We start from the raw sequence: 25,117 nt of genomic DNA on the forward strand, positions 1-25,117 counted from the left end.
CTAGAATTACAGATCTTGAAATTCACTTCCCCTTATGACTTGGCAACAAATTCCCTTTCTTCGATTGCTAATTCCCTTTTTGTCAGGAATAATATCCTACCATTGGTTAGGTACAGCAGTGCCATGGGAAATACTAATTGCTATTTATGCCTTACTTTTGGGGGGTATTTTTCTCTTGCACTTAAAACCCAAGCCCAATGTCTCTGTCATACGAGGTTGGGGGATGCTGCTTTCTATTTTGCTAATACAAGCTGGATATTTTGTAAGCTATGCCTATGATGCTCGAAATTCTCCAATCCACTTTGATCAATTTCTAAACGGGAAAGCAACTAATTCTCTTTATATTGCTACCATAGATAGTCCTATTAAGCTCAATGCCAAAAGTATTAAGGCAACCTTGAACTTATCTATACAAGGAAGCAATATAAAAACCTTGACTCCCTGCACAGGAAAAGTTATTGCTTATTTTCAATTAGATACCAATAGCACAAAACTCCAATATGGTGACGTTATCACCTTTCACGCCACCCCACAAACATTATCCCCTCCTTTAAATCCCAAAGCCTTTGACAGTCGGGCTTATTATGCTACTCAAAATATTTACCATCAAACCTATTTGCCTTCCGATCAATGGAAAAGAATAGGTAGTGGACAAGGACACTGGCTTTACCACTTTATTTATCGCTTAAGAAGCCAATTACTTCAAACACTAAAGATACATTTGCCTTCGCCTAACGAATATGCTGTTGCTTCTGCTTTACTGCTTGGTGCTAAGGAAGAATTAAACCAAGCATTGCGAAATGCCTACGCCGATACTGGTGCCATGCATGTTTTAGCTGTTTCTGGTTTACACATTGGAATTCTGGTCGGGCTGCTTTCATTTTTGTTTAGTTTTATTCGGCGTTCAGATGTTCGCTGGTTGCGAATTAAAACCCTTCTTTTATTGACTTTGCTATGGAGTTTTGCCCTCTTAACAGGTGCCTCTGCTTCCGTTTTGAGAGCCTGTACAATGTTTTCTTTTGTTCTTATTGGGCAATCTCTAAATCGAAAAATTAATACCTATAATGCATTAGCCGCTTCTGCTTTTGTACTTCTAACAATCAATCCATTGATGTTATTTCAAGTCGGGTTTCAACTTTCTTACCTTGCACTGATAGGCATTCTTTATTTGTACCCTAAAATCTACAAACGCTGCTATATTGAAAATAAATTAGGCGATTGGCTTTGGAATGGTGTTGCACTTTCATTGGCTGCTCAAATTGCTACTTTGCCTATTAGTTTGTATTACTTCCATCAATTTCCAACTTTTTTTTGGCTTTCTGGAATTGTTGTTGCCGCAACTGCCGGTATTATTCTCAGTGTAGGGATTGCTCTATTATGCTTCTCTTGGGTACCGTTATTAAGTAGTCTATTAGGATATTTATTATATGGTTTTCTTTTTTTAATGAACAGCCTCATTTTTTTAATTCAACAATTACCAGGTGCTGTTTGGGAAGGCTTTTGGTTAGAATCTTGGGAAATGTGGACTTGGTATATTGTCCTAATCAGTACTGTTTATTTATTGATTCATCGACAACTCAAAGTAGCCATCATTCCACTTACTTTAACTATTTTATTGTTTGGTTATCATGCAATGATAGATTACCAACAAATCCAACAACGCCAGCTTTGCATTTACCACAGTCGCAAGAGTACACTGATCAGTTATCTTAATGGCACTAAAGCCATCACATGGATGGATTCTACTTTAATTGGAAATCCACAAGTACAATATGCTCAGCAAAATCACCTTTGGTCTGCGGGTATATCTAATCACCAGTTCCATGTTTTAGAAGATAGTGTTCAAAGAAACACCTTATATTATAAGCAGTACAAAGGGCAATTTAGGCAACATCGGTTGAGCTTATACACTCCCAAACATCTCCATCATCATAGTCATACTCCTTTAGAGGTAGATTACCTTTTGATTCATGGCAACCCCAAGTTAAAGAGCATTCAACAAATTGAGGATTTATTTTTTTACAAAACACTCATTTTCGATGCCTCCAATAGCCGATGGCGTATACAACAATGGAGTAAAGAATGCCAAAAACTAGGTATTCACTTTATAGATGTTTCTACCCAAGGTGCTTGTATCATTGACTTATAAAGAATGCTTTTATTTCAAACGTTTTACAACATACATATCTATATCCCCAGATTCAGAAAATGAAGCACTTTCTCCGATTAAATAATAAGCTTTTTCTGTTTCTATCACCGTAGAAAATTTATCTGATAAATCGCCTCCAAAACTTTGCTCTTGAATGAGCGTCCCATCAGCACTAGTTTCTAGTAAAAAAGCTCTTTTGCTTCCATTGCCATAGCTATCTGTTTCACCTGCTAACAAAAGATTGCCATTACTCAATTCTATGGCACTAGTTCCTCCGTCATGAGCTACGCCACCATAATGTTCTTCAAATACAACGATTCCATCAGTTGAGATCTTGGCTACGTATAAATTATGCAAAGGATCGATACCAGAGGAATGGCCACACAAAAGGAAGTGACCATCTAAAGTTTTTCGGATGCTATGAGCTTGTTCATATTGAGGCGTTCCGTAGCTCTGTTCCCAGAGTACATTCCCTTGTTCATCCACTTTTAAAAGGTAAAAATCATCGTCTCCATCCTTACGCCTTCCTAACAAAAGGTATTCGTCTTGCTCTGTTTTAGCAATATTAATCCCTTCATCATTATAAGGGCTTGTATAAATTTTCTCCCATTTCAAGTCGCCTTGGCTGTTCAAACAGGTTAAACTAAAATCATTGGTAGAACCATTGTGAGCCGACCCCAACACCAAAATATCTCCATTGCTAGTTTCGATTAAACCTTCCGCAACATCAAACTGAGTTGCATCACCATACGTTCTACTCCATATCGTATTCCCATCAACATCTACTTTTACGATCAAAATATCTACTTGTGTTCCCGAATTAGTTGGAAGACTTGTTATACCTAATAGCAACAAATTACCATCTGACGTTTTTACAATATTAGTCCCAAAGTCAAGTATTGTTCCTCCATACGATTTTTCAAAAACCAAATTTCCTAACGCATCAATTTTAGTCAGCGCCAATCCTCCCGAAGAACTTTGTAAACTTTTTGAAGTTCCCACCATATAAATATAACCATCGCTATAAATGGCTTCTGAGGCATAGTCAACTAAATTCCCTCCATACGTTTTCTCAAATGGCAGTTCAGTAGATGCTGTTTTTGTTTTGTTGCAAGCCATTGAGAGCATGCTATATATCGTGATAAGAACAAAGTATCTAGACATAGATCTTTCGAATTTTAGGTCAATAAAAAAGCCCATTTGTGAAATGGGCTAAAATTTTGCTTAAGGATAAAAACTCCTCTTTTAAATAAGGACGAGTAATCTTTATTAGTGGTTGCAATTCTTATGTTTTGACCGTTAAATAAGGGCTTACATCTATTCCCAATTCATCTGCATAACGTTCAATTAATACTCGTTTATATTTCCTCAAATTATCTAAATTTCCTAGTGCTAATTCATCCATCAAGCGATTGCCCATAATGTAAGTAACTACATTTTCACCATGGTTTTCTGCTATTAGTTTTTGAATTGGTTTAAAGACTTTCTTTTTGGCTTCATCACGAATCGCACGTTCTTTCTTTTTGGCTTGGTATAATTCGCTGCTCATTCGCTTCAAAGCCTTTTCTGTTTTGGATAAACCTTCCCGCTCTGCTTCTTTTGCTAAGCCTTGATACGTTTCCCAGAGTTCATTCTTAAACGCATCATTTTTGAGGCTCTTATAAATACCTCTAATTTTCTCAAAGCGATATATCTGTTTGGGACGTTCTGCCAATTCTCTCAAATATTCTTTATCAATAATTTGATAACTAGGACGATTGTATTTTTCTGCTATTTTCTCTCGGTATTCTAATAGTCCCTTAAACAGGTAATATTCGTATTCTGACAGCCCATGTTTATCCTTTTCTTTTAAGTAATTGTTGTTATCAATATCAGCATAAGAAACACCATCAATTATTTCGTTCTCTTCTTTTATCCAGTCCAAAATACCTTTTTCCTCTGCCATCTTGATTAGAATTTCCTTCATTTCTAACAAATACAAGACATCTTTTGCGGCATAATTAACTTGTTTTTCAGAAAGAGGTCTCAAAAACCAGTTGCTTTTCTGAGCAGATTTGCTAATTTCTATATCCAATATTTCATCCACTGCTGCTGCGAGCGAAGCTGGTGGATAGTCTAGCAAACGCATCGCAATTGCTATATCAAATGTATTTTTAGGAAAGCAACCTAACGAATGAAACAACCTCAAATCTTCTCCAAATGAATACACTACTTTTTCTATCGTAGGATCTTCAATTACAGCGTACAAATCCTCTAAAACAACTCCTTCTACCAAAGGGTCTACAATAAAACAACGTCCTCCAGCATAGATTTGAATTAAGCAAAGATTAAAACCATATCGGTAACGGTTTTTATCAAATTCCAAATCAATAGCTATTTCTTTTTGTTGTTTCAAAAAATCAACGCATGTTGTCAAAATCTCGTTGGTATCTACATACTCCCAATTCTTCATATCTCTATCGTTCTCTTCTATTTATCTTTTTATTTATGTATTCATTTTTGCGGCTTTGTACACTTACAATTATCTAGACAATCAACAGATACTTCGCCAGAAATTTAAGTAACACATCCTGTCTAATTCTTAGTCAAAAATGAACTTTAGCCCCTAAAATAGCAATATCTTTTGGCTTCGCGCACTTTTGAGAAAGGTTAATCAGTAATGATTGCATTGGAATAAAATTCCCAGCCTACAATCTAAAAAATGCATAAAAAAGAAATGCTCCAACTGGGCTAAAGTTGGAGCATCATTCCTAAATACTATAGTTCAAATTAACAGGAATAGATGGTAAAGTCATTATCAACAAACATAAGACCAATCTTCATGAATGTATGACATTTTTTTTGACATAAATCCACCTATTTTGATGGGCATCAAAATAAGCAAAACGCACCCATAAGTAGTTTTACAATCATTAAAAACAACTTACAAATCTACTCACATCATCGAAAGCTTTTCCTTCGACGCTAATTCTCATGAAATGTACAAAAAAAAATTATTTTATAAAAGAAAAAAAACAACTTATCCCCTTATAATTAACAATCTTTTATTAATTATTTTATCTGAAGTTTCCATAGATACAAGGTATACAGCCTCTGGCAAATAATTTAAATCTAATTCTAGATCTCCTTGGCTTTGAACTGTTTTAGACAATAATACCTCTCCTGTAACTGTACGAACTGTAATTTTTTGCAAACGCTGTTCGAGACCAGTAATTTTGACCCAGCCTGTTGTTGGGTTTGGGTATAAGTTAATTTGGTTTTCTTTATTAAACGTTTTTACATTGTTAATATCATTCATAACTTCGACAATCGTAACACAACCTTCTCTTGGTTCTGTTGGCATTTCATTCCCGTTCTCATCTACAAACCGAATTCCATCTATATCAACAGGCATAACCGTAGTATCTGGTTGACTTACTCTCAGTATATCATCTCGAATTGTAAAACAAACGGTTCCCAATCGACCACTTCCAGTCAAAGGTTGTTGATCTGTTCGACCAACAGCTGTTTCTAATTTTCCTTGTGCAGCATAATCTTTTTCTACAGAAATCAACTCTTGTGCTGCCCCCAACCAAGAACTACCATAACTAATTGTTGCCGAGTGAACCAACAGAGGATCATAATTGATGGTAAAAGCAATGGCATAAGCATTGATAGCTTCCCGTGAAGGCTCCCCTAGATTGACTCCCATACAGTGAACATCTCCTTCGTATACCGTATCGCAATCTACATAGATTGGTGGGTCTTGTCTAGTTGTCCACATACTGTTTGTTGTTGTACTTGAATTCCGCGAATAACTTTGAGCATAATTTAAACGAATGGCCTCTACATCGGAAGAATCAATCAAACCATCTCCATTACAATCTATAAACTTGTAATCTGGCAAAACAGGTAACGCCAATGGAAGGTTCCAATCGTTGCTACTCTGTCCCGTCCAATTAATACTAGCTCCAGCTCTTGCCCCACCCAATGTTCCATATGCCAAGGCAATCGGTAATAAATCAAAATTATTGGCTTTGGTATTATCATCGGTATCACCAGGCCAGACGCACCCACTTTCATAACGAATATTAAAAACTAATGTGTCAACATTTCCTAATAAATCTGTTGCAACAACAATATGCTCCCCTGCACACAAATCATTTCTAATGATTGCCGTAGAACCATCCTCCCAAAGATAATTGACAATTCCAATTCCGCCATTGCTAGATAAAGCAGCATATCCATTACAGGCTCCTGTATCACATTGGGTTCGCCCTAGAGAATCTAGTTGAGCTGTAAAACCACAAGTAATGCTCCAAAGCACTTCAATTTGTGATTGGCACCACCCCACATTTCCACTAGAATCAATCATTTGCACAGTATAAGGGTAGATTCCAACATCATCACAAGTCAATGTAGGTATTCCTGCTTGGTTGTTAATTAATGTTGTGGCAATGGAGCAATTATCTGAACTTCCAGCAATTGCTTGCCCCAAAGGAAATGTCACTGTCCCCAAAATTCCCAAAGGGATAGAAATGGCTCCGATCGAAGCACAGTTAGGTTCTGGAGGTAGGTTGTCTACCACGACAATAAAAGTATTGCAAGTATCGGTATTACCAGTAGTATCTTTGACAACAAAAGATACAGGCACAGAACTTCCTATGTTAAGACAACTTAAAGTAAGTACTGTATCTCCATTAATCTGGTATTTTTCTATTCCACAATTATCAAAACTGTTATCATCTACATCCTTTGCCTGTACTTCTACTGTACCAGAACTATCCAAATAAACTGTCAATGTATTTTTGCAAATAGCTACTGGCGCAATGGTATCATTGACACATTGTGCTTTAAGCTTGTTTAGAGACAGCAAATGAATTAATAAAATTAATATAAAATAAATGTGCTTCATTGTTTCGTTTTTTCTGTTTAACCTATTAGGATTGTGCAATCCTAATAGGTTATTATTTATTTTTTAATGGTTTATATTGGATTAAGGTAACCTATTGTACCTTTTTTTTATTAAAATTAACTGTTTTACAAACAAAACTCCATAACCAATAAAGCATTTTCATATATGTACAAACTAAAAAGGCCCAAGAATATATCGCACCGCACTTGCAATACATCCTTGGATTTTTCCTTTTAACTTTCTTCACAATTCAAAGATGCGCTAAAATTCATTGCAATAAAAAAATTATTTTATACTATTATCCGATTTTTATTCTTTATAATATACCAAACCAACACTCTATTAAAAGTCTTATTTCATTACATACAGTTACTTATGCTTTAATACCCCCTGAATACGTTCTACTCAAACAAATAGTACATAATCATATGATTTTCAAAAAATTTAATCACAACTTCATTGTATTTTTGATGAAAATCCAAAATTAATTTCTAATAATCCTTGAAAGATGTTTTAAGTTAATAAATCCATTTTAAAAAACCCGACAATTAATAAAAAATAAAATATAATATTATCTTTATATTGCTCCTGTATACATTATTTTTAATATTCTCTTAGCCTATCCTATTATTTCCAGTCTAAGTTTTATTTTTCTATGCAAGATTCCAAAATTTTAGATTTACTTCAACAGTTAGATAGCAGAACGCTAACTCGATTTAAGGAATATACCTTATCTCCTTATTTTAACAAACATGAAGCAACCACCAAACTTTGCTTGTATCTGCTAAAGTACGCACCAACATTCGCTCAGCCTGAAAAATTAGAAAAAACACGTATTTACAATAAAATTTTTGCTGGAGAAGCTTTTGATAATAAAAAATTTCATCGTTTAACATCTCAATTGCTGTCACTACTGCACAATTTTTTAATAGATGATGCACTTCAGAGTAAGGAAAACCAACGGATGGTTGTATTATTAGAAAAGCTGCGACATTATAAACTGGAAAAACACTATCGTTCTATAGAAAAAAGATACAAGCAACAATCAACCAAAGAACATCTGAATCACCAAACGTATTACGAAAGTCAGTATAAATTTCATAAAGAATTAGACTATTTATTTGTAGAGCAAGGCGGACGAAGTTATAATGAAAATTTGCAACTAGCCAATGATTCGCTTGACAATCTTTTTATCCTAGAAAAACTAAAAATGGCTTGTGACATGGCGAGTCGAAATAAAGTTATTCAAGCGCATTATCAATGGTCTATTATGAAGGGGATTGAAGAACATTTACAAGATAAATCCAAAGAGTTTGACCCAATCATTCAAATTTATCATACAATCTTTAGAATGTTAACAAAACAAGCGGAAGCAACGGAAACCTACTACAGGATGTTGCTTCAATTGTTAAAAAAATATGCCCACCAGTTTACCAAAGACGAAATTTTGGGCACCTATGGGTATGCGCTCAATTATGCTATTGGAAAAATCAATCAACAAGGCTCCACTTATTTAGAAGAAACGTTAGAGATATATTTGTACCTAGTAGAATCCGAAGCTATTTTTGTAGGAGGCTTTTTAATGCCACAAGAATATAAGAACATTGTTACCTTAGCTGTCCGCTTAGAAAAATACAGTTGGGCGGAGCAGTTTATAGAAGAATACAAAAAGAAGCTTCCTTTAGATGTCCGCAACAATGTTTATAAATATAACCTCGCATCCTTGCAACACAGCAAAAAAGACTATGATCAAGCTTTACAAACCTTGCATAATGTTGATTTCATCAATCCTACTTATTATTTAGGAACCAAAATTATCCAGCTCAAAATTTACTACGAAAAAGAAGAAGGAGAAGCATTTTATGCCTTAATTGATGCCTGCCATAGCTACCTAAGAAGGAGTAAGCAAGTTGCTGACTATCAAAAAAAATCAACCTCCAACTTAATGAAATTCAGTAAAAAGCTCTTTAAAATTAAAGAAACGATTGAATATACTAAGCGTCCTATAATTCAAGAGTCGATTGAAAGATTGCAACAAGAAATAGAAAATTGTCATTCCGTTGCCAATCGAGATTGGCTAATGGCAAATCTTAAACGACTCGTTTATTGAGATATTTTTTCGTAGATTATTGATAATAGTAGCGTTGCGCTTTTAGTTAGCTTTGTTACTACCTACGGTCGTGAGCTCGCATAGCTTGGTTCCCTGCTACTGCGTGGTTTCAACGAACTAATGTGATAATAATCAAGCATTTTAAGACAAAAGAAGCCTTTCACTCAAAAGAGTAAAAGGCTTCGGTATTTTTTAGATAGTTTATAAAATACTATAAACCTTGATCTTTACGAATTTTATTCAAAGCTGAACCAGCCTTAACCCACTCAATTTGAGCAGCATTGTATGTGTGTTCTACTTCAAAAGAATCCTCTGTTCCATCTGCATGATGCAGTACAACTGTCATATTCTTTCCTTCTGCAAAGTCATCAAATCCTAAGATGTCTACTTTATCGTCTTGACGAACCAAATCATAGTCGTTAGGATCAACAAATGTCAATGCCAACATACCTTGTTTTTTCAAGTTAGTTTGGTGGATACGAGCAAAAGATTTTACAATAACTGCTTTTACACCCAAGAAACGAGGCTCCATGGCAGCATGTTCACGAGACGATCCCTCTCCCAAGTTATCTTCTCCAAACACAACTGTACCAATACCTGCTTTTTGGTATTTGATAGCAGAATCAGGAACAGGCATGAATGTAGGCTCATTGCCATCTGCATAGTTAGCTACATTATTTGTTTCTTCATTAAAGTAGTTAACAGCACCAATGTAACAGTTTTGAGAGATATTCTCCAAATGCCCACGGTAAGTTAACCAAGGTCCTGCCATAGAGATATGATCTGTTGTACATTTTCCTTTTGCCTTGATCAACAAACGCATTCCTGTCAATTCCTCTTGATTCATTGGCTTGAATGGTGTCAACAATTGCAAGCGCTCAGAATCTGGATTAACAACTACTTCAATATTAGAACCATCTTCAGCAGGTGCTACATATCCAGCATCTTCTACATCAAACCCTTTCGTAGGCAACTCATCTCCTTTTGGAGGATCTAATTTTACCTCTTCGCCATTTTCATTCACCAAAGTATCGGTCAAAGGATTAAACTTCATGTCACCAGCAATTGTCATTGCAGTCACCAATTCTGGAGACGCTACAAAAGCTTGTGTATTTGGGTTACCATCTGCACGTTTAGCGAAGTTACGGTTAAACGAGTGAATGATTGCATTTTTTTCTTTCTTTTCAGCGCCAACACGTGCCCACATACCAATACAAGGACCACAAGCATTCGCCAAAACCATTGCTCCAATTTTCTCAAAATCGTCCAACAAACCATCGCGCTCTGCTGTAAAACGAACCAATTCAGAACCTGGTGTTACTGTAAATTCTGCTTTTGCTTTTAAATTCTTTTCTGCTGCTTGTCTAGCAATAGACGCTGCACGAGTTAAATCTTCATAAGAAGAGTTGGTACAAGAACCAATTAAACCAACTGATAATTTAGAAGGGAAATCGTTGTCTTCTACTGCTTTAGCAAACTCAGAAATCGGCCAAGCACGGTCTGGTGTAAATGGGCCATTCAAGTGAGGCTCTAGTGTATCCAAATCAATCTCAATTACTTGGTCAAAATACTGATGAGGATTATTATAGACTTCAGCATCACCTGTCAAATGTTCTTTAACACCTTCTGCCAAAGCAGCAACATCTGCACGTTCTGTAGCTTCTAAGTAACGCTTCATAGAATCGTCGTATCCAAAAGTAGACGTAGTCGCTCCGATTTCTGCTCCCATGTTACAAATTGTACCTTTACCAGTACAAGACATGTTTACAGCTCCTTCTCCAAAATACTCTACAATATATCCAGTTCCTCCTTTGGCGCCTACGATACCCGCTACTTTCAAGATAACATCTTTAGGAGATGTCCAACCGCTTAATTTACCAGTTAACTTTACACCAATTAATTTAGGCATTTTAAGCTCCCAAGGAAGTCCAGCCATTACATCGACAGCATCAGCACCACCAATACCAATCGCAACCATACCCAAACCTCCTGCATTTACAGTATGAGAATCTGTACCAATCATCATACCTCCAGGAAAAGCATAGTTTTCTAATACAATCTGGTGAATAATACCTGCGCCTGGTTTCCAGAAGCCTACACCGTATTTATCAGAAACAGAGCTTAAAAAATCATAAACCTCTGCATTTTTATCATTAGCTGTTTCCAAATCATCTTCAGCACCAACTTTTGCTTGAATCAAGTGGTCACAGTGAACAGTAGAAGGTACAGCAACTTTGTCTTTACCTGCCATCATAAATTGCAACAAAGCCATTTGTGCAGTAGCATCTTGCATCGCTACACGGTCGGGAGAAAAGAATACATAATCTTCGCCACGTTTATAATCTTGGATCTTAGAATCATCGTTTAAATGAGCATACAAGATTTTCTCAGCTAGAGTCAGTGGTTTTTTAAGAGTTTCGCGTGCAGCCTGAATTTTTGAAGGCAAAGAAGCATAATGCTTCTTAATCATATCAATGTCAAATGCCATAGTGCTATTAAATGATTTTATCTGATTAAAAATTAATTGGTTTTCCTATTTCCATGTAATTTATACTTGAATTTTCTAATAGAAAAATCCTATTGTAAACTACATTTTTACAATATAACCTTTATATAAGGCTTTGGTTGCGAAAATACATTTTTTTTGCGAAAAATTGCACAGGGCTTATTATTTAGACTAATTCTATGAATAAAAAGGCTTATTTAGACCATAAAAAGACATTGATGCAAAAAATGTACGTCCTTGGTTTTTAAGATTATCCTACCATTTTTGAGCAATTCGTCTCCTTAACCCCCAATTTCTACTTGACAAATCATAATAATGTTGCTCCTCTTAACAATCCATTATAAGTCGTGGTAAACAACCGTATCTACTTTAAAATCGTGTGCTTCTGTGGGCACTGCTTCGACAATTTGAAAAGGATACGCCAATGCAACTTTATAAGCATGAGGATGCTGACTCAAGAAGTTGTCATAATATCCACCACCATAGCCCAAGCGATTGCCATGTGCATCAAAAGCCAACCCAGGCACTAAGATTAAATCAAAACTTCCTTCATAGATAGATTTTTGATTAGGATGTTTCGTCCCCCACAATCCTTCTTCTAATTTATCCAAAGCCTCCAGTTTCAAGTGTTCCAACTTTCGATTCTTCAAAGTTTTAGGACAATACACATTGGTCTTTTGACCTAGTAACTTCTCTATCAATGGATAAATATTTATTTCCGCCCCCATTGGCAAGTAAGCATGAACATTGGTACAATTTCTAGCTTGAATTAAAGCCATTAAATCACGAACGATCCGAGCATCATAAACTGATTTTTTTTCTATAGGAATGTTATTTCTTTTTAATAAAATTTCAGCTCGAAGTGCTTTTTTTTCTTGCATAATAGTCATCGTTCCTTGATTTTCGTAGTTCGTTGATTATTCCATCTTGGGCTTTTGCACTACTAGCATAAGCCTATTCGGCAAGCTTAGCTAGCTGCGCTGCTACTTCGTGGTTTCAACAAACTATTGTGATTTTCTAGAGAGATTTTACATACTAGTGACTAGGTTCTAATCCTAGTTCTTTTCCTTTTTTCAACATAAAATCAAAAGCCTCTTGATAATCGTTTTGAATTGCACCATCTAAAATAGCTTCTCGAATACTATTCTTAATTTGTCCCACCTCTCGACAAGGTTTTAAATTAAATGTTTCCATAATAATTTCTCCTGAAATAGGTGGTTGCCAATTTCTCAAGCGATCTTTTTCTTCCAACTCTGCAATCTTATTGGTCAGAATTTTTAAGTTCTTAGCATACTTATCCAATTTCCACTGAAACTTTGAAGTAGAATCAGCGCCACAAAACAGCAACAAATCATCAATGTCCTCTCCTGCTTCAAACATCAAGCGACGCAATGCGGAATCTGTAATTTCTTCTTTGGTCAACACCACAGGGCGCTGATGCAAGCCAACCAATTTTTGAACATATTTCATTTCATTGCCCATTGGCAATTTCATTCTTCTAAAAAACTTAGGTACAAAACGAGCCCCCAAAGCTTCGTGACCATGAAATGTCCATCCTTGTCCATCAATGTATCGTTTGGTCAACGGCTTGGCGATATCATGCAACACAGCTACCCAACGCAACCAGATATTATCACTTACTTTTGCCACATTATCCAATACCTGTAAGGTATGGTAAAAATTATCTTTATGCCCTTGTCCATTTTTATAATCAACACCATGCATAGCGTGCAATGCAGGGAAGATTAATTTTAACAATCCCGTGTCGAATAAAAGTTTGTACCCAATAGAAGGTTTTGGAGTAGCCATTATTTTCTGCAATTCGGTGGTAATCCGTTCTTGCGAAATAATTTGAATTCGTTCTTTTTGATCGGCAATTGCCTTCAAAGTCGTTTTATCAATTTCGAAATTGAGCTGCGTGGCAAAGCGAATGGCTCTCAACATTCTCAAAGGGTCATCTGAAAATGTAATATTAGGGTCTAGTGGAGTAACAATGCGTTTTTCTTTTAAATCTTGTAGGCCTCCAAAAGGATCAACTAATGTGGCATAGTCTTCATCATTCAAACTAATAGCCAAGGCATTGATGGTAAAATCCCGACGATTTTGATCATCCTCCAAGGTTCCATTTTCTACAATAGGCTTGCGAGAATCTTGGCGATAAGATTCTTTCCTAGCTCCAACAAACTCCAGTTCTAAGTCTTTAAAATGCAACATAGCCGTTCCAAAACGTTTATAGACTATAACCTTAGGTTTAGGGCGTAATTTAGTAGCTAATTTTTTAGCTAACTCAATACCGCTGCCCACACAGACAATATCCATGTCTTTAGACGGTCGTTGAAGCAATCTATCTCTGACATATCCCCCAATAACATAGGTAGGAAATCCGAGTTCTTTAGCTGATTCACTTAGTAGCTCGAATATTTCTTGCTCCTTTTCCTTTATTTCGATTTGCATTATCCTCTTTAGTTAGTCAAAATTGAGTCGCAAAGGTAAGAAAACTAACCTTTACTTTCTCAAAAAAATCAAATCTTCCCCATCTACAACTTTTACAACGACAGAAGGGGCATTTTCACTTTCTTCGTATTGTTTGTATTGTGCAATACTAGCCACTCCTCGTTTAATAGCATTATCAATATCTAAAAACGTTTTGGGATATGGTTTGCCACTAATATTAGCCGATGTGGAAACAATAGGTTTCCCAAAAGCGTTCACTAATTCTTTGCAAAATGGATCTAAAGTTACTCGTATAGCAATGCTACCATCTTCTGCTAACAAAGAATCTGGCAAGTTCTTCGGTTTATCGTATACAATTGTTAGTGGTCTGGTGTGATAAGCAATCAAATTGCTCGCTTTGGGAGGAATATAGGCAACATATTCTGACAAACGACTCTCATTATCCACCAATAAAATGTAGTTTTTTCCTTCCTTTCGTTTTTTGAGTGCATCAATTTTCTTAACAGCTTCTGCGTTGGTTGCATCACAGCCAATTCCCCAGATGGTTTCAGTCGGATACAAGATAAGCTTTCCTTCATTTAATGCTTCCACAAGTGGAGCAACTTCCTTTGTAAAATTCATATTTTTCAATTAATCAACAACCCGCCCAAAACGCATTTAATTCGTATTCTCCCAAATCCCCTCTTAGAAGAATACACGGATTATTGTTAGCAATAGTAGTTTTTGTTATTTTTTATTTTTAACCTCTTACATTACTCTTAAAGTTTCTATCTTAAAACTTCCCAAACAGCCTTCGTTTTCACGAAGAAATTTGTTTTGATAGGCAAACAAAGTTAAGCAATAAAAAAGTATACTTTTATTTTTCTTCCAATTTATTGAAGCAAGTATAAATAACAAACAGCGAGATAAAACTATTTTGTTTTTTTAAAGAAACTTTGTAATCAACATATTGTTGTATATTTTTAGTTCTTAGTTGTAATTTAATTCTAGTTTGACAACACTTAGAGAGTTCTAAATCAACAAACTATTATTTTTAAATAACTTCTTCATTATTATAATCAACACCAATGGCATCTTCCAAAAAGAATAAAAAAAAGAAAGCTTCTAATAATCAAGAGAAACATAGCTCAAAGACAAAAAACAACGCACAGAAAAAAAAGCAGCTCCAAGAAAGAATTTTTTCTCCTATCACTGCTGCCTTAGTACTTGCGATCATCACTGCTTTTGTTTATAGAGGTGCTTTAAACAATGAATTTGTCGATTGGGACGACTATACTTATGTCACAGAAAATCATTTGGTTCGTTCTGCAACAGACATTGCCGCTTTTATTCAACTAAAAGGAAGTCAACGAACAATTAGCCCAACCGTCAATCCTCATACAACAAGTATAGGAGATGTTTTCACAACTGCCGTAGCACTAAATTATCATCCCATTACTATTTTGACGATGCGTTGGAATAACAATGCTTGTCCTAGCTGCCCAGAGGGAATTTCAGCACGTCCTTTTATTTTTTGGAACATCGTTTTACATATTCTAAATAGCATTTTTGTCATGCTGCTAATTTATCGGATGAGTAAAAAAAATCTTCCCGTGAGTATTTTTGTAGCAGCTGTATTTGCTTTGCATCCTATGCATGTAGAGTCTGTAGCTTGGGTATCCGAACGCAAAGACGTGCTTTATAGTTTTTTCTTTTTATTGGGATTATTGAGTTATTGGAAATTTCTACAAACCAATGCAAAAAAATGGATTTACACTGCTTTTGTACTTTTTATTCTTTCTTGTTTATCCAAAGCTATGGCCGTCGTATTTCCTTTGGTTATGCTATTACTTTATTTTTGGAATCGCCAAGCCACAACACCTACTGAAGCGTTAAAAGACACGTTTAAGCCCACTGCATTAGTTCCAACCATTCCCTTTTTTATCAGCTCTATTGTATTTGGGCTAATTGCAACCAATGTACAGGCAGGTGGCGATTTGGGAGGATTCTTACAAAAAGGCACAAGTGCTGTGGCAATGAATGATTTTAGTGCCTTTGAATTATCCGAGCGCCTTCAGTTCGCCTCTTATGGATTTATACAATACATCATCCAATTTTTTGCACCAACCAATCTCTCTGCTTTTTACCCCTATCCAGATCAACAAACATTTGACAATAGCCTGTTCTTTAAAGTAGCTCCCTTTTTGGTTGTGTTGATTTTAGGGGTAGCCTTAGCAAGCCTTAGATTCAGCAAAAGTATTGCTTGGGGAATTGGTTTTTATTTGATAACAATTATTTTAGTACTTCAATTTATATCTGTTGGCGCTGTTATCATGGCTGATCGATACAGTTATTTGCCTTACATTGGTTTAGCTTTTGCCTTAGCCATGCTGATCTTTGAACATGCGCCCCAAAACACCAAAAGAGGAATATTAATCGCTATGACGATTGGATTCTGTGCTTATATCCCTACGACCATTTCACAAATCGAAACTTGGCAAAACAGTGACAACCTTTGGACAAATGTTATTGACTTAAACACTATAAAAGGCAAAAAATTGTTACCTACTATGGCGCAGCCTCTAGGTATTAGAGGCAATTATTATGGTAAACAAGCCGACAAAGCAACCAGCCTTCAAGAGCGACAAAAATACCTCAACAAAGCGTTCCAAGATTTTTTATTAGCTACAGAACTTGGCTCCAAACGAGCTGATGTGTACGAAGGTATTGGAAGTATTTATGGAATGCGAGGAAGTATGAAACAGGAACAAGCTCGGCAATTGCAAAAAAAGAATAGACAACAAGAAGCTCAACAAATGGCCCAACAAGCCAATAGTGACTTTCAAAAAGCCGTTTCTAATCATTCCAAGGCTATTGAACTTGACCCCGAACGAGGTACCGCTTATTACAATCGTGGTGTATCTTATAGTATTCTTAGAATTCATGACAAAGCTATTGAAGATTATACCAAAACACTACAATATGCACCTGAACAAGCTCCTATTGCTCACATCAATCGAGGGATATCTTATGTTGAGTTAAGACAAAACCAAAAAGCAATTGCTGATTTTCAAAAAGTGTTGCAGTACAACCCCAAAGATCCTGTTGCCATTCGTTATCTCAAAAAGCTTACAGGAAAATAAAAATAAGCAGAAATATTGTTTCTATTAGTTGTTTGGTGCTTTTTTACTTTTTTGACAAAAAAACAAAAAAGCACTTCCTTACAACACTGATAACCAAACACTTAACCCAAAACACAACAAAAATACAACTTGCTGATTATCAATAACAATCAAGCTTTTCAACCCACTATTGTTTGAATTAAAAACAAAAAATTGAGCAAAAAGAATATTTTTTTCTATCTTTTTAGTTCGATTTAAAAGTACACGACCTTTAAATACTCATTATCTAGTACATTATTACATCAACACTATTAATCTCAATACTTCGTGTATTTTATTGATCTTTGTTTTTAACACACTAAAAACCAGAAGCCTATTCTCCTAATGATCAATAAAATACTTTTCTAAACATGGAGTAATGAATCTAAATTTTTTAATTATATGACTACAACAGATCGTATTTGGCTTAAAAACTATGGGAAAGGGGTTCCTCATGATATTGATATTGAACAATATCCTTCTCTAATTAGTTTTATTTCAGATAATCTCAAAAAATTTAAAAATAAACCAGCATATACTTGCTTGATTGGGAGCAATCAGAAAACCTTAACGTATGGCGATGTAGATCGCCTGTCGAATGCTATGGCTGGATACCTACAGTCTTTGGGCCTTCAAAAAGGAGATCGTGTAGCCATTATGTTACCTAATATTGTACAATATCCCGTTGCCTTGTTTGGTGTAATGAGGGCAGGACTCATACCTGTAAACACCAATCCACTTTATACAGGTCGTGAAATAAAACACCAGTTTAACGATGCTGGAGTAAAAGCAGTTATCATTGCCGAAAACTTTGCACATGAGCTAGAAAAAGTAGTCAAAGAAACAGGCGTTAAACATATTGTTACCGCTTCTATTGGAGGTATGTTTGGCGGAGTAAAAGGATTTATTATCAACACCGTTCTTAAATTTAAAGGAATGGTCAAGAAATTTAATCTTCCTGGTGCTGTTAAATTTCCTGCTGCAATCAAAGCAGGTATGGGCAAAAAAGTTACTGAATATCCTGTTACCAAAGAAGATATGGCTTGTATCCAGTATACTGGTGGTACGACAGGTGTTGCCAAAGGAGCAGTATTGACTAACCGCAACTTGTTGTCAAATATGGCACAAATGAGTGCGTGGCTGAGTGGTGTTGATATGAAAGAAGGACAGGAAATTATGCTAACGCCGCTACCAATGTATCACATCTTCTCGTTTACGGTCAACTGTTTGTGTATGTCTAACTTTGGAGCCCTAAATGTTTTGGTTCCTAATCCTAGAGATATTCCTGGTTTGGTAGATGTCATTGCTCGAACAAAGCCAAGTTTAATGACAGGAGTCAACACGCTTTACAATGCTTTATTAAACAACGATGACTTTAGAGCCTTAGACTTTTCTTCTTTAAAATTTGCTATTGGAGGCGCTATGGCGATACAAGGTCCCGTTGCAAAACGTTGGAAAGAAGTTACCAATAATGAATTATTGGAAGGATATGGAATGACAGAAACTTCTCCTGTGGCAAGTGCCAATGCTTTTGGGAATGTTCAAACAGGTACTATTGGTTTGCCAATGCCTTCTACCTATATGCGAATCATGGATGAAGATGGAAAAGTTCAAGGACCTGGCGAAGGACGTGGAGAAATTCAAATCAAAGGACCACAAGTTATGCAAGGGTATTACAATCGCCCCGAAGCTACTGCTGAAACATTTACAGAAGATGGTTGGCTAAAAACGGGTGATGTTGGTATTATGCTAGAAAATGGAGCTTTCAAGATTGTGGACCGTATCAAAGATATGATTTTAGTCTCTGGCTTCAATGTTTATCCTAATGAGATCGAAGATGTACTGGCTTCTCATCCCAAAGTTCTAGAAGTAGCAGCTGTTGGAGTTCCTGATCCAAAGTCTACAGAAGCGGTCAAGGTATTTATTGTAAAAAAAGATGCCTCCTTGACAGAAGAAGAAGTACGCTCTTTCTGTGTAGAAAACTTCACTGGTTACAAAAAGCCCAAGCACATTGAATTTAGAGAAGAATTGCCTAAAACTAATGTGGGTAAAATCCTTCGTCGTGCTTTACGAGATGAAGCTAAGAAGTAATCGCTGTTTATTATCATTATCATAGCTGGCTAATTACAATAAGCCGCTATAAATTATAAAATAAGTCGTGGGAATTTATTTTCCTACGACTTATTTTTATTACATCAAACTACTTCCAACCTCACCTACCTCCTTTTGTTCAACTCAAACAACACTTTTCCTCTCTGTTTTTTTTCACCGCAGAAAACCTCTTGGTCTGGACATTCTAACTGATAAAAATATAGTTTCTTTTTTTTGAACTCAAAACCATATTTTACCGAATTGTCTCGCCCTTTATTAAGCCAAACTTGATCTACTTCTTTATTACTGCTATAATGAACAACTGGATAGTACGTAGTTAGCCCCACCTTCTCCATGCCCTTTATTCTACCATCTTTAAGAAATTCTACCAATTTTCCATTCCAATCGTATGCACCTGTAAATAGTATTTGTTGCACCAATACAATGTCCTTGTTCTTCACATCTGTTTCCTCTTTAAAGCGCAAAAATACTTTATTCCCCAGTTGTAATTTTTGGTTGGATAGCAACTTGGCGTTTAACTTAAGTTTATGATTAAAAACACTACTAAAATAGACGCCATTCATATCTCGATCCAACAACCAATCATCGCCCTCTTGGAATGAAAGAATAAGTTGTTGAAAGGTATCTACTTTGATCTGTACAACTTTCGTTATTGTGGCTTCATCTGCTTGCTGAGGAGACTGCGTTAATCTCAAAACATTTAGATACTCTTGATTAATCCAATTGCCTTCCAGTCGTTTTGCTATCTTTTCTAACGGCATGTTTTGATTCATGCCACAAGCTCCAAAAGCCCAGCAATAAGCAATCACAACAGCAAAACAGACCATTTTTTTCATTTACTATTCTTTCATTAGTCCGCTAGTTTAGCGAACCATTAATTCTTTCATTGTTAACATTTAAGGGTACACTCTCGCCCCAAACAGTAACGATCCTACCCGCACCAAAGTACTTCCTTTGTCCAGCGCAATTTCGTAGTCGCCAGACATACCCATTGATACCTCTTTAAACGATTCGTTATCAGCAAAAAACTCCTGTTTATATTTTTCAAAATACTGTCTTAAACATTCAAATTCTCTAGCAACTTTGGTTGTATCATCTGTAAATGTTGCCATTCCCATTACCCCAACAATTCGAATGTGTTGCATTTCTTTATAAACCTTAGAGCTTAACAGCTCAACACCTTCTTCATAAGACAAACCAAACTTAGTAGCTTCTTCGGCAATATGAAACTGTAACAAACAATCAATTACTCTATCTACCTTTTGTGCCTGTTTATTAATTTCTTTTAGCAATTTAAAACTATCAACAGAATGAATTAGAGAAACAAAGTCAGCGATGTATTTTACCTTGTTGCGTTGCAAAGTACCTATTAAATGCCACTCAATGTCTTTAGGCAAAGCAGCTTGCTTTTCAACTAACTCCTGCACTTTGTTTTCGCCAAAAATACGTTGTCCCAAATTATACATTGTTTCAATATCTTCTTTGGGTTTCGTTTTTGACACAGCTACTAAATTTGCCGCCTTATCGTTGACTTTTTTTAAAACGAGTTTATAATTTTCTTCATTTACCATTACTAACTTTTTTCTATTTTTTCCTTGCTTGAGTTTATATTTTATATTTTTCTATACGAAATCGAATTACAAACCTACTAATACTCGATTCCTGCCCATAATAGTAGTTTATGCTTTTTTTACTTTAAAGATTATTATTCGTAACAATAATTTAATACTATGTTAACGAAACTTAAGCTTTGAAGCCTTACTTTTGCGACATCAAAGAACAAAATAATTTATTTGCTTTAACAATCCTAATTTATTATAACAAGAGAAAACTAAAGAATTTATTATTTTATAATAAACTGCTTTCATGAGCATCATTAATGCCCTTCTCTCAATTTCATTTAATGAATCAAAAATATTTTATATTTTGAGCATTCAAAACCATTATTAATTTAGATTAAAGATGAATTCAAGCGAATACAAAATACTTATTGCAGACGACGAGCCAGATATTTTAGAGTTTGTATGCTACAATCTTGCTAAAGAAGGTTTCGAAGTGACTACAGCAACGAATGGTTTAGATGCACTAAAAAAGGCGAAAGAACTTAAACCACACTTAATACTTTTGGATATTATGATGCCAGAAATGGATGGTGTAGAAGTTTGTAAAGAGTTGCGCGCCATACCTGAGTTTGAAAATACCATTATTGCTTTTTTAACTGCTAGAAGTGAGGACTACTCCCAAATTGTTGGTTTTGAAGTAGGTGGTGACGATTATATCACCAAACCCATTCGCCCTCGAGTACTAATTAGTAGAATCAATGCCTTATTGAGACGATTCAACAAAAAAAGTACCCAAACCGATAAAAACATTATTCAAGCAGCTGATTTATACATCAACAAAGAGCAATTTATTGTCCAAAAACAAGGCTCTGACGATAAGATAACTTTAGCGAAAAAAGAATTTGAATTGCTTTGTTTGCTAACTTCCAAACCTGGTAAAGTTTTTACAAGAGAAGAGATTTTTAATAAAATTTGGGGCAGCAATGTTATTGTTGGTAACCGTACCATTGATGTGCATATCCGAAAAATTAGAGAAAAAGTCGGTGAAGATTACATACAGACAATCAAAGGAATTGGATATAAGTTTGATTTCTAAGCTAGATTTTGTATATTTAGTTACTTGGCAGTAGTAAACTATATTATAACTTAATACAAATCAATAGTTTGTTAAAACCAGAATGTAACAACATTAGGTAATCAATCAACAAACTATTAACTAATATAATAGCTACCATAAGAATACAGTTAAGCACTTTTAACTGTATTTTTTTATTTCTACAGTACTTATACGTGACCAACAATTACTTAGAATTTGTTCCTTATAAGAAGGCTGCCTAAACTTCACAAGTTGTTGAATAATTCATCTAAAAATTAGCCCAAGCTATCTGCAAACTTTTCGCTTCAAAGGGGCTAGATGTTAGGTAATTCCATCAAAAAAAGATCCAACTTAAACTATCTTAACAAATGCTTTTTTTTACTACTAAAAATCCTAGTCCAGAACAGCTTGCTTGGCTAACAGCAGCAAATAACGCAGGTATATTGTTCTTATTTACCTTAGGTGCCAAATTACTATTTACCAACAGCATTACATGGACACTCGTTTTCTTAATTCCAGTTATCTCATTGGGCTTCGGGTATTTGGCAGTTTACGACTCACTCCGCCGATTTATATACCGAAAAATCAAGTTAATTTATAAAACCATCCATAGTATGAAAACACCAACAACCAATACTGTTGTTAGTGTAAACATGAAAAACCATATGATTGACGAAGTCGAACAAGAAGTAATAGAATGGGCGCAAAATTGGACCAAAGAAATTTCTTCTCTAAAAAGCATGGAGGTTTATCGTAGAGAGTTTTTAGGAAATGTTTCTCACGAATTAAAAACGCCTATTTTTAATATACAAGGCTATCTACTAACCCTTCTAGATGGAGGCATGGAGGATCCTGATATTAATTACAAATATCTAACTCGTGCTGCTGAGAACACCGAAAGAATGGAAAAAATCGTAGCGGATTTGGGCTACATTTCTAAATTTGAAGCAGGCAAATTACAACTACATTTAACCGATTTTGACATCTGCAAATTGGTCAAAGATGTTTTAGAAGATAGCGAACTCAAAGCTTCTGAAAAAAATATCAGTTTAGCACTTAAAAACAGCAACCAAAAACCATTAAAAGTTACTGCTGACATAGAAAGTATTCGTAGAGTTATTGTTAACTTGATCAGCAACTCTATCAAATATGGTAAAGAAAATGGACAAACCTTAGTTGGTTTTTATGACTTAGACAATAACATTTTGGTCGAAATATCTGATAATGGAAAAGGGATTGCTCAAGAACACATCCCCCGATTATTTGAACGTTTTTATCGAGTTGATAAAGGGCGCTCTAGATCGGAAGGCGGCTCTGGCTTAGGTCTTGCCATTGTAAAACACATTCTAGAAGCACACCAACAAACCATAACTGCAAGAAGTAGAATCGATGTTGGGTCTACATTTGGCTTTACACTAAAAAAAGCAGAATAAAAAAACGCTTTAAGTGTCTTTGGAGCACTTAAAGCGTTTTTTTCTTTTAAATTGACTATCTTCTAACTTTTAGCCGCACTATCTGCTTCACCTAATTTAGCATTGATATTATCTAATAACTCTATCGTACTAATAGAATCCTCGTCCATACCTTGTGCTTTAGCTGCTTCAATAGCCTTTTCTGCTGCTTTTTTAGCCTCGCTGTAATTTTTCATTTTATACAACAAAAAAGCTTTGGTATCCAAATTAAAATAGTTAGCATCTATTTCTACAGAACGATTTACCCAGCCCAATGCCTCTTTCATTTTCTTGGGATCATCCTCATTTTCATAAACATCCCAAGCAGCTTGGTTTAATTCCGTCCAACTCCTTGCTACCTTTAGATATTGACCATGCGCTTTTGCTATTTTAGCCTCGTCAGGTGGTGTTTCCATAGTTGCCTTAATATAAGTCAAACGTTTCTTGAATTCTTTCTTAGCATCAGGAAAAACCTCCAGCAATTCTTTACTAAAAGCTTTTGCTTCCTTTTTGTCTTCTATTTTGGCTACCGTCCAAATCCCATAGGCATACGTATTCTCTAATAATTGAGCAACATCTTCTTTACTAGTTACTTTTTCATAAGCAGCTCTATTTTTTAAAAGATATTGAGTTATAGGACTTTTGAAGTCGCTAAACCGATGTGTAACAGCCGCCATTAAGTTCAAGGATTCAGCAGTTTGCTTTTCAACATCTGATGTTTTTTCCCAGTAAGTGTTAAAAGGCGCTTCCATATCTTCTCCACAATCACTTAGCACTCCAAGATAAGTAACTAAAAAATCCTTGTCTCGTGCTCCTTCTTCATACTTTTTTATAAAAGATGCCAATTGTTTGGCTGGGTCTAATGCATCGTTGCACAGTTCTATCAACCCGTCGGCATCTCGAGCACCAATTCCCTTGTGAATCATCTTTCCTTCTGCATCAAAATAAAGTAAGGTAGGATACGCTACAACATTGTTTTTCTTGGCAAAATCAGGTCCCTCCCCTTTTTCCATATCCATTTTATAAGCAATAAAATTTTGCTTCATATAAACTCCTACTTGCTCTTGACTAAAAATATTTTTTGCCATCCATTTACACGGTCCACACCAAGTAGTATATGCATCTACAAAAATAGGCTTATTTTCCTTAGCTGCTTTCTCCTTTACCTCCTCCCATGTACCTTTTTCGAATACAATTTGAGCATTTATCGTACTTCCAGCCAATATTAAGCCCAATGTTAAGCCTCTAAAAAGCCCCTTGTTTTTTAACATATTTATATTATTTTAAATTATATATTCGTATCTTTTGTTAATATTACAAATAAATGTTCAGATTCTATCTCTTGCTCTTGTTAAATAGTTCTTAACAAACTTTACCTTTTTGACTTTCAGACAATGGTTATTTTAAGCATAACTTATAGCATTTCCATTTTAATTAATTGAATCACTTACCTTTCAGTTGAGAGAAATATGACTTATTAATACTTCTGTACAACAATATAATTTTTCATTAATTTTTCCGAATAACGCTTTCTAGTACTTTGTGCTTTGCATAATGAAACGATTCGTTTACTTTGAATAAGTTACATCATATATTTTGTAATTCTTTGACTAGTTTTTTTATTAAAAATTAAAATTTTAGTA

16 protein-coding genes are annotated in these 25,117 nt (G+C 35.3%); 6 read left to right on the plus strand and 10 right to left on the minus strand.

Features of this window, described 5'->3' with window-relative positions:
• Positions 1-34: 34 nt before the first annotated feature.
• A complete protein-coding gene (locus QP953_RS17155) occupies positions 35-2,149 on the plus strand; it encodes a ComEC/Rec2 family competence protein (protein WP_309552039.1) in 2,115 nt (704 codons plus the stop codon).
• Positions 2,150-2,158: 9 nt separating this feature from the next.
• On the opposite strand, the gene QP953_RS17160 is transcribed toward QP953_RS17155, so the two are convergent.
• The 3 genes from QP953_RS17160 to QP953_RS17170 all read right to left on the minus strand — a co-directional run bounded on the left by QP953_RS17160 (position 2,159) and on the right by QP953_RS17170 (position 7,043).
• The gene (locus tag QP953_RS17160) at positions 2,159-3,313 is read right to left on the minus strand and encodes a hypothetical protein (protein ID WP_309552040.1); all 1,155 of its coding nucleotides are present in this window, start codon (positions 3,311-3,313) and stop codon (positions 2,159-2,161) included.
• Positions 3,314-3,434: 121 nt separating this feature from the next.
• Entirely contained in the window at positions 3,435-4,601 is a 1,167-nt protein-coding gene (locus QP953_RS17165; protein ID WP_309552042.1) for an HRDC domain-containing protein, read from the minus strand.
• A 567-nt stretch (positions 4,602-5,168) separates the two neighbouring features.
• Positions 5,169-7,043 carry a T9SS type A sorting domain-containing protein gene (locus tag QP953_RS17170; protein WP_309552044.1) on the minus strand — a complete coding sequence of 625 codons (1,875 nt, stop codon included), beginning with the start codon at positions 7,041-7,043 and terminating at the stop codon, positions 5,169-5,171.
• Between the two features lie 655 nt (positions 7,044-7,698).
• Here QP953_RS17170 and QP953_RS17175 point away from each other — a divergent pair.
• On the plus strand, positions 7,699-9,153 hold the full coding sequence (locus QP953_RS17175) for a hypothetical protein (protein WP_052599536.1): 1,455 nt from the start codon (positions 7,699-7,701) through the stop codon (positions 9,151-9,153).
• Positions 9,154-9,364: 211 nt separating this feature from the next.
• Here QP953_RS17175 and QP953_RS17180 read toward each other — a convergent pair whose 3' ends face one another.
• The 4 genes from QP953_RS17180 to QP953_RS17195 all read right to left on the minus strand — a co-directional run bounded on the left by QP953_RS17180 (position 9,365) and on the right by QP953_RS17195 (position 14,734).
• A complete protein-coding gene (locus tag QP953_RS17180; protein ID WP_052599534.1) occupies positions 9,365-11,641 on the minus strand; it encodes an aconitate hydratase in 2,277 nt (758 codons plus the stop codon).
• A gap of 356 nt (positions 11,642-11,997) precedes the next feature.
• Positions 11,998-12,549, minus strand: coding sequence for a 5-formyltetrahydrofolate cyclo-ligase (locus QP953_RS17185; protein ID WP_309552046.1), 552 nt, complete (start codon positions 12,547-12,549; stop codon positions 11,998-12,000).
• A gap of 145 nt (positions 12,550-12,694) precedes the next feature.
• Complete coding sequence (locus QP953_RS17190; protein ID WP_052599530.1) at positions 12,695-14,113, minus strand: CCA tRNA nucleotidyltransferase; 1,419 nt, start codon at positions 14,111-14,113, stop codon at positions 12,695-12,697.
• A gap of 51 nt (positions 14,114-14,164) precedes the next feature.
• Complete coding sequence (locus QP953_RS17195) at positions 14,165-14,734, minus strand: L-threonylcarbamoyladenylate synthase (protein WP_052599528.1); 570 nt, start codon at positions 14,732-14,734, stop codon at positions 14,165-14,167.
• Positions 14,735-15,180: 446 nt separating this feature from the next.
• Between QP953_RS17195 and QP953_RS17200 the strand changes: the two genes are divergently transcribed.
• On the plus strand, positions 15,181-17,235 hold the full coding sequence (locus tag QP953_RS17200; RefSeq protein ID WP_309552048.1) for a tetratricopeptide repeat protein: 2,055 nt from the start codon (positions 15,181-15,183) through the stop codon (positions 17,233-17,235).
• Between the two features lie 420 nt (positions 17,236-17,655).
• On the plus strand, positions 17,656-19,344 hold the full coding sequence (locus tag QP953_RS17205) for an AMP-binding protein (RefSeq protein WP_309552050.1): 1,689 nt from the start codon (positions 17,656-17,658) through the stop codon (positions 19,342-19,344).
• A gap of 125 nt (positions 19,345-19,469) precedes the next feature.
• On the opposite strand, the gene QP953_RS17210 is transcribed toward QP953_RS17205, so the two are convergent.
• Both QP953_RS17210 and QP953_RS17215 read right to left on the minus strand, forming a co-directional pair.
• Positions 19,470-20,201: a hypothetical protein gene (locus QP953_RS17210; RefSeq protein WP_309552052.1), complete on the minus strand. Its 732-nt coding sequence runs from the start codon at positions 20,199-20,201 to the stop codon at positions 19,470-19,472.
• Between the two features lie 60 nt (positions 20,202-20,261).
• Complete coding sequence (locus QP953_RS17215; RefSeq protein WP_052597120.1) at positions 20,262-20,936, minus strand: YggS family pyridoxal phosphate-dependent enzyme; 675 nt, start codon at positions 20,934-20,936, stop codon at positions 20,262-20,264.
• 391 nt (positions 20,937-21,327) lie between these two features.
• On the opposite strand from QP953_RS17215, the gene QP953_RS17220 reads away from it, so the two are divergent.
• Both QP953_RS17220 and QP953_RS17225 read left to right on the plus strand, forming a co-directional pair.
• Positions 21,328-22,023, plus strand: coding sequence for a response regulator transcription factor (locus tag QP953_RS17220; RefSeq protein WP_052597123.1), 696 nt, complete (start codon positions 21,328-21,330; stop codon positions 22,021-22,023).
• 368 nt (positions 22,024-22,391) lie between these two features.
• Positions 22,392-23,456: a cell wall metabolism sensor histidine kinase WalK gene (locus QP953_RS17225; protein ID WP_052597125.1), complete on the plus strand. Its 1,065-nt coding sequence runs from the start codon at positions 22,392-22,394 to the stop codon at positions 23,454-23,456.
• Between the two features lie 62 nt (positions 23,457-23,518).
• Here the strand turns inward: QP953_RS17225 and QP953_RS17230 are convergent, their stop codons facing one another.
• Positions 23,519-24,745, minus strand: a complete 1,227-nt coding sequence (locus QP953_RS17230; protein ID WP_309552054.1) for a thioredoxin family protein — start codon at positions 24,743-24,745, stop codon at positions 23,519-23,521.
• Positions 24,746-25,117: the final 372 nt, after the last annotated feature.

It is taken from the genome of Aureispira sp. CCB-E, assembly GCF_031326345.1.
Lineage (GTDB): Bacteria > Bacteroidota > Bacteroidia > Chitinophagales > Saprospiraceae > Aureispira.

What these genes read in the sequence shown, in the direction of transcription:
- QP953_RS17230 (WP_309552054.1), bottom strand. Translation starts at nt 24,745, where the DNA reads ATGTTAAAAAACAAGGGGCTTTTTAGAGGCTTAACATTGGGCTTAATA.
- QP953_RS17190 (WP_052599530.1), bottom strand. Translation starts at nt 14,113, where the DNA reads ATGCAAATCGAAATAAAGGAAAAGGAGCAAGAAATATTCGAGCTACTA.
- QP953_RS17220 (WP_052597123.1), top strand. Translation starts at nt 21,328, where the DNA reads ATGAATTCAAGCGAATACAAAATACTTATTGCAGACGACGAGCCAGAT.
- QP953_RS17225 (WP_052597125.1), top strand. Translation starts at nt 22,392, where the DNA reads ATGCTTTTTTTTACTACTAAAAATCCTAGTCCAGAACAGCTTGCTTGG.
- QP953_RS17170 (WP_309552044.1), bottom strand. Translation starts at nt 7,043, where the DNA reads ATGAAGCACATTTATTTTATATTAATTTTATTAATTCATTTGCTGTCT.
- QP953_RS17180 (WP_052599534.1), bottom strand. Translation starts at nt 11,641, where the DNA reads ATGGCATTTGACATTGATATGATTAAGAAGCATTATGCTTCTTTGCCT.
- QP953_RS17185 (WP_309552046.1), bottom strand. Translation starts at nt 12,549, where the DNA reads ATGACTATTATGCAAGAAAAAAAAGCACTTCGAGCTGAAATTTTATTA.
- QP953_RS17160 (WP_309552040.1), bottom strand. Translation starts at nt 3,313, where the DNA reads ATGTCTAGATACTTTGTTCTTATCACGATATATAGCATGCTCTCAATG.
- QP953_RS17195 (WP_052599528.1), bottom strand. Translation starts at nt 14,734, where the DNA reads ATGAATTTTACAAAGGAAGTTGCTCCACTTGTGGAAGCATTAAATGAA.
- QP953_RS17175 (WP_052599536.1), top strand. Translation starts at nt 7,699, where the DNA reads ATGCAAGATTCCAAAATTTTAGATTTACTTCAACAGTTAGATAGCAGA.
- QP953_RS17210 (WP_309552052.1), bottom strand. Translation starts at nt 20,201, where the DNA reads ATGAAAAAAATGGTCTGTTTTGCTGTTGTGATTGCTTATTGCTGGGCT.
- QP953_RS17200 (WP_309552048.1), top strand. Translation starts at nt 15,181, where the DNA reads ATGGCATCTTCCAAAAAGAATAAAAAAAAGAAAGCTTCTAATAATCAA.
- QP953_RS17205 (WP_309552050.1), top strand. Translation starts at nt 17,656, where the DNA reads ATGACTACAACAGATCGTATTTGGCTTAAAAACTATGGGAAAGGGGTT.
- QP953_RS17215 (WP_052597120.1), bottom strand. Translation starts at nt 20,936, where the DNA reads ATGGTAAATGAAGAAAATTATAAACTCGTTTTAAAAAAAGTCAACGAT.
- QP953_RS17155 (WP_309552039.1), top strand. Translation starts at nt 35, where the DNA reads ATGACTTGGCAACAAATTCCCTTTCTTCGATTGCTAATTCCCTTTTTG.
- QP953_RS17165 (WP_309552042.1), bottom strand. Translation starts at nt 4,601, where the DNA reads ATGAAGAATTGGGAGTATGTAGATACCAACGAGATTTTGACAACATGC.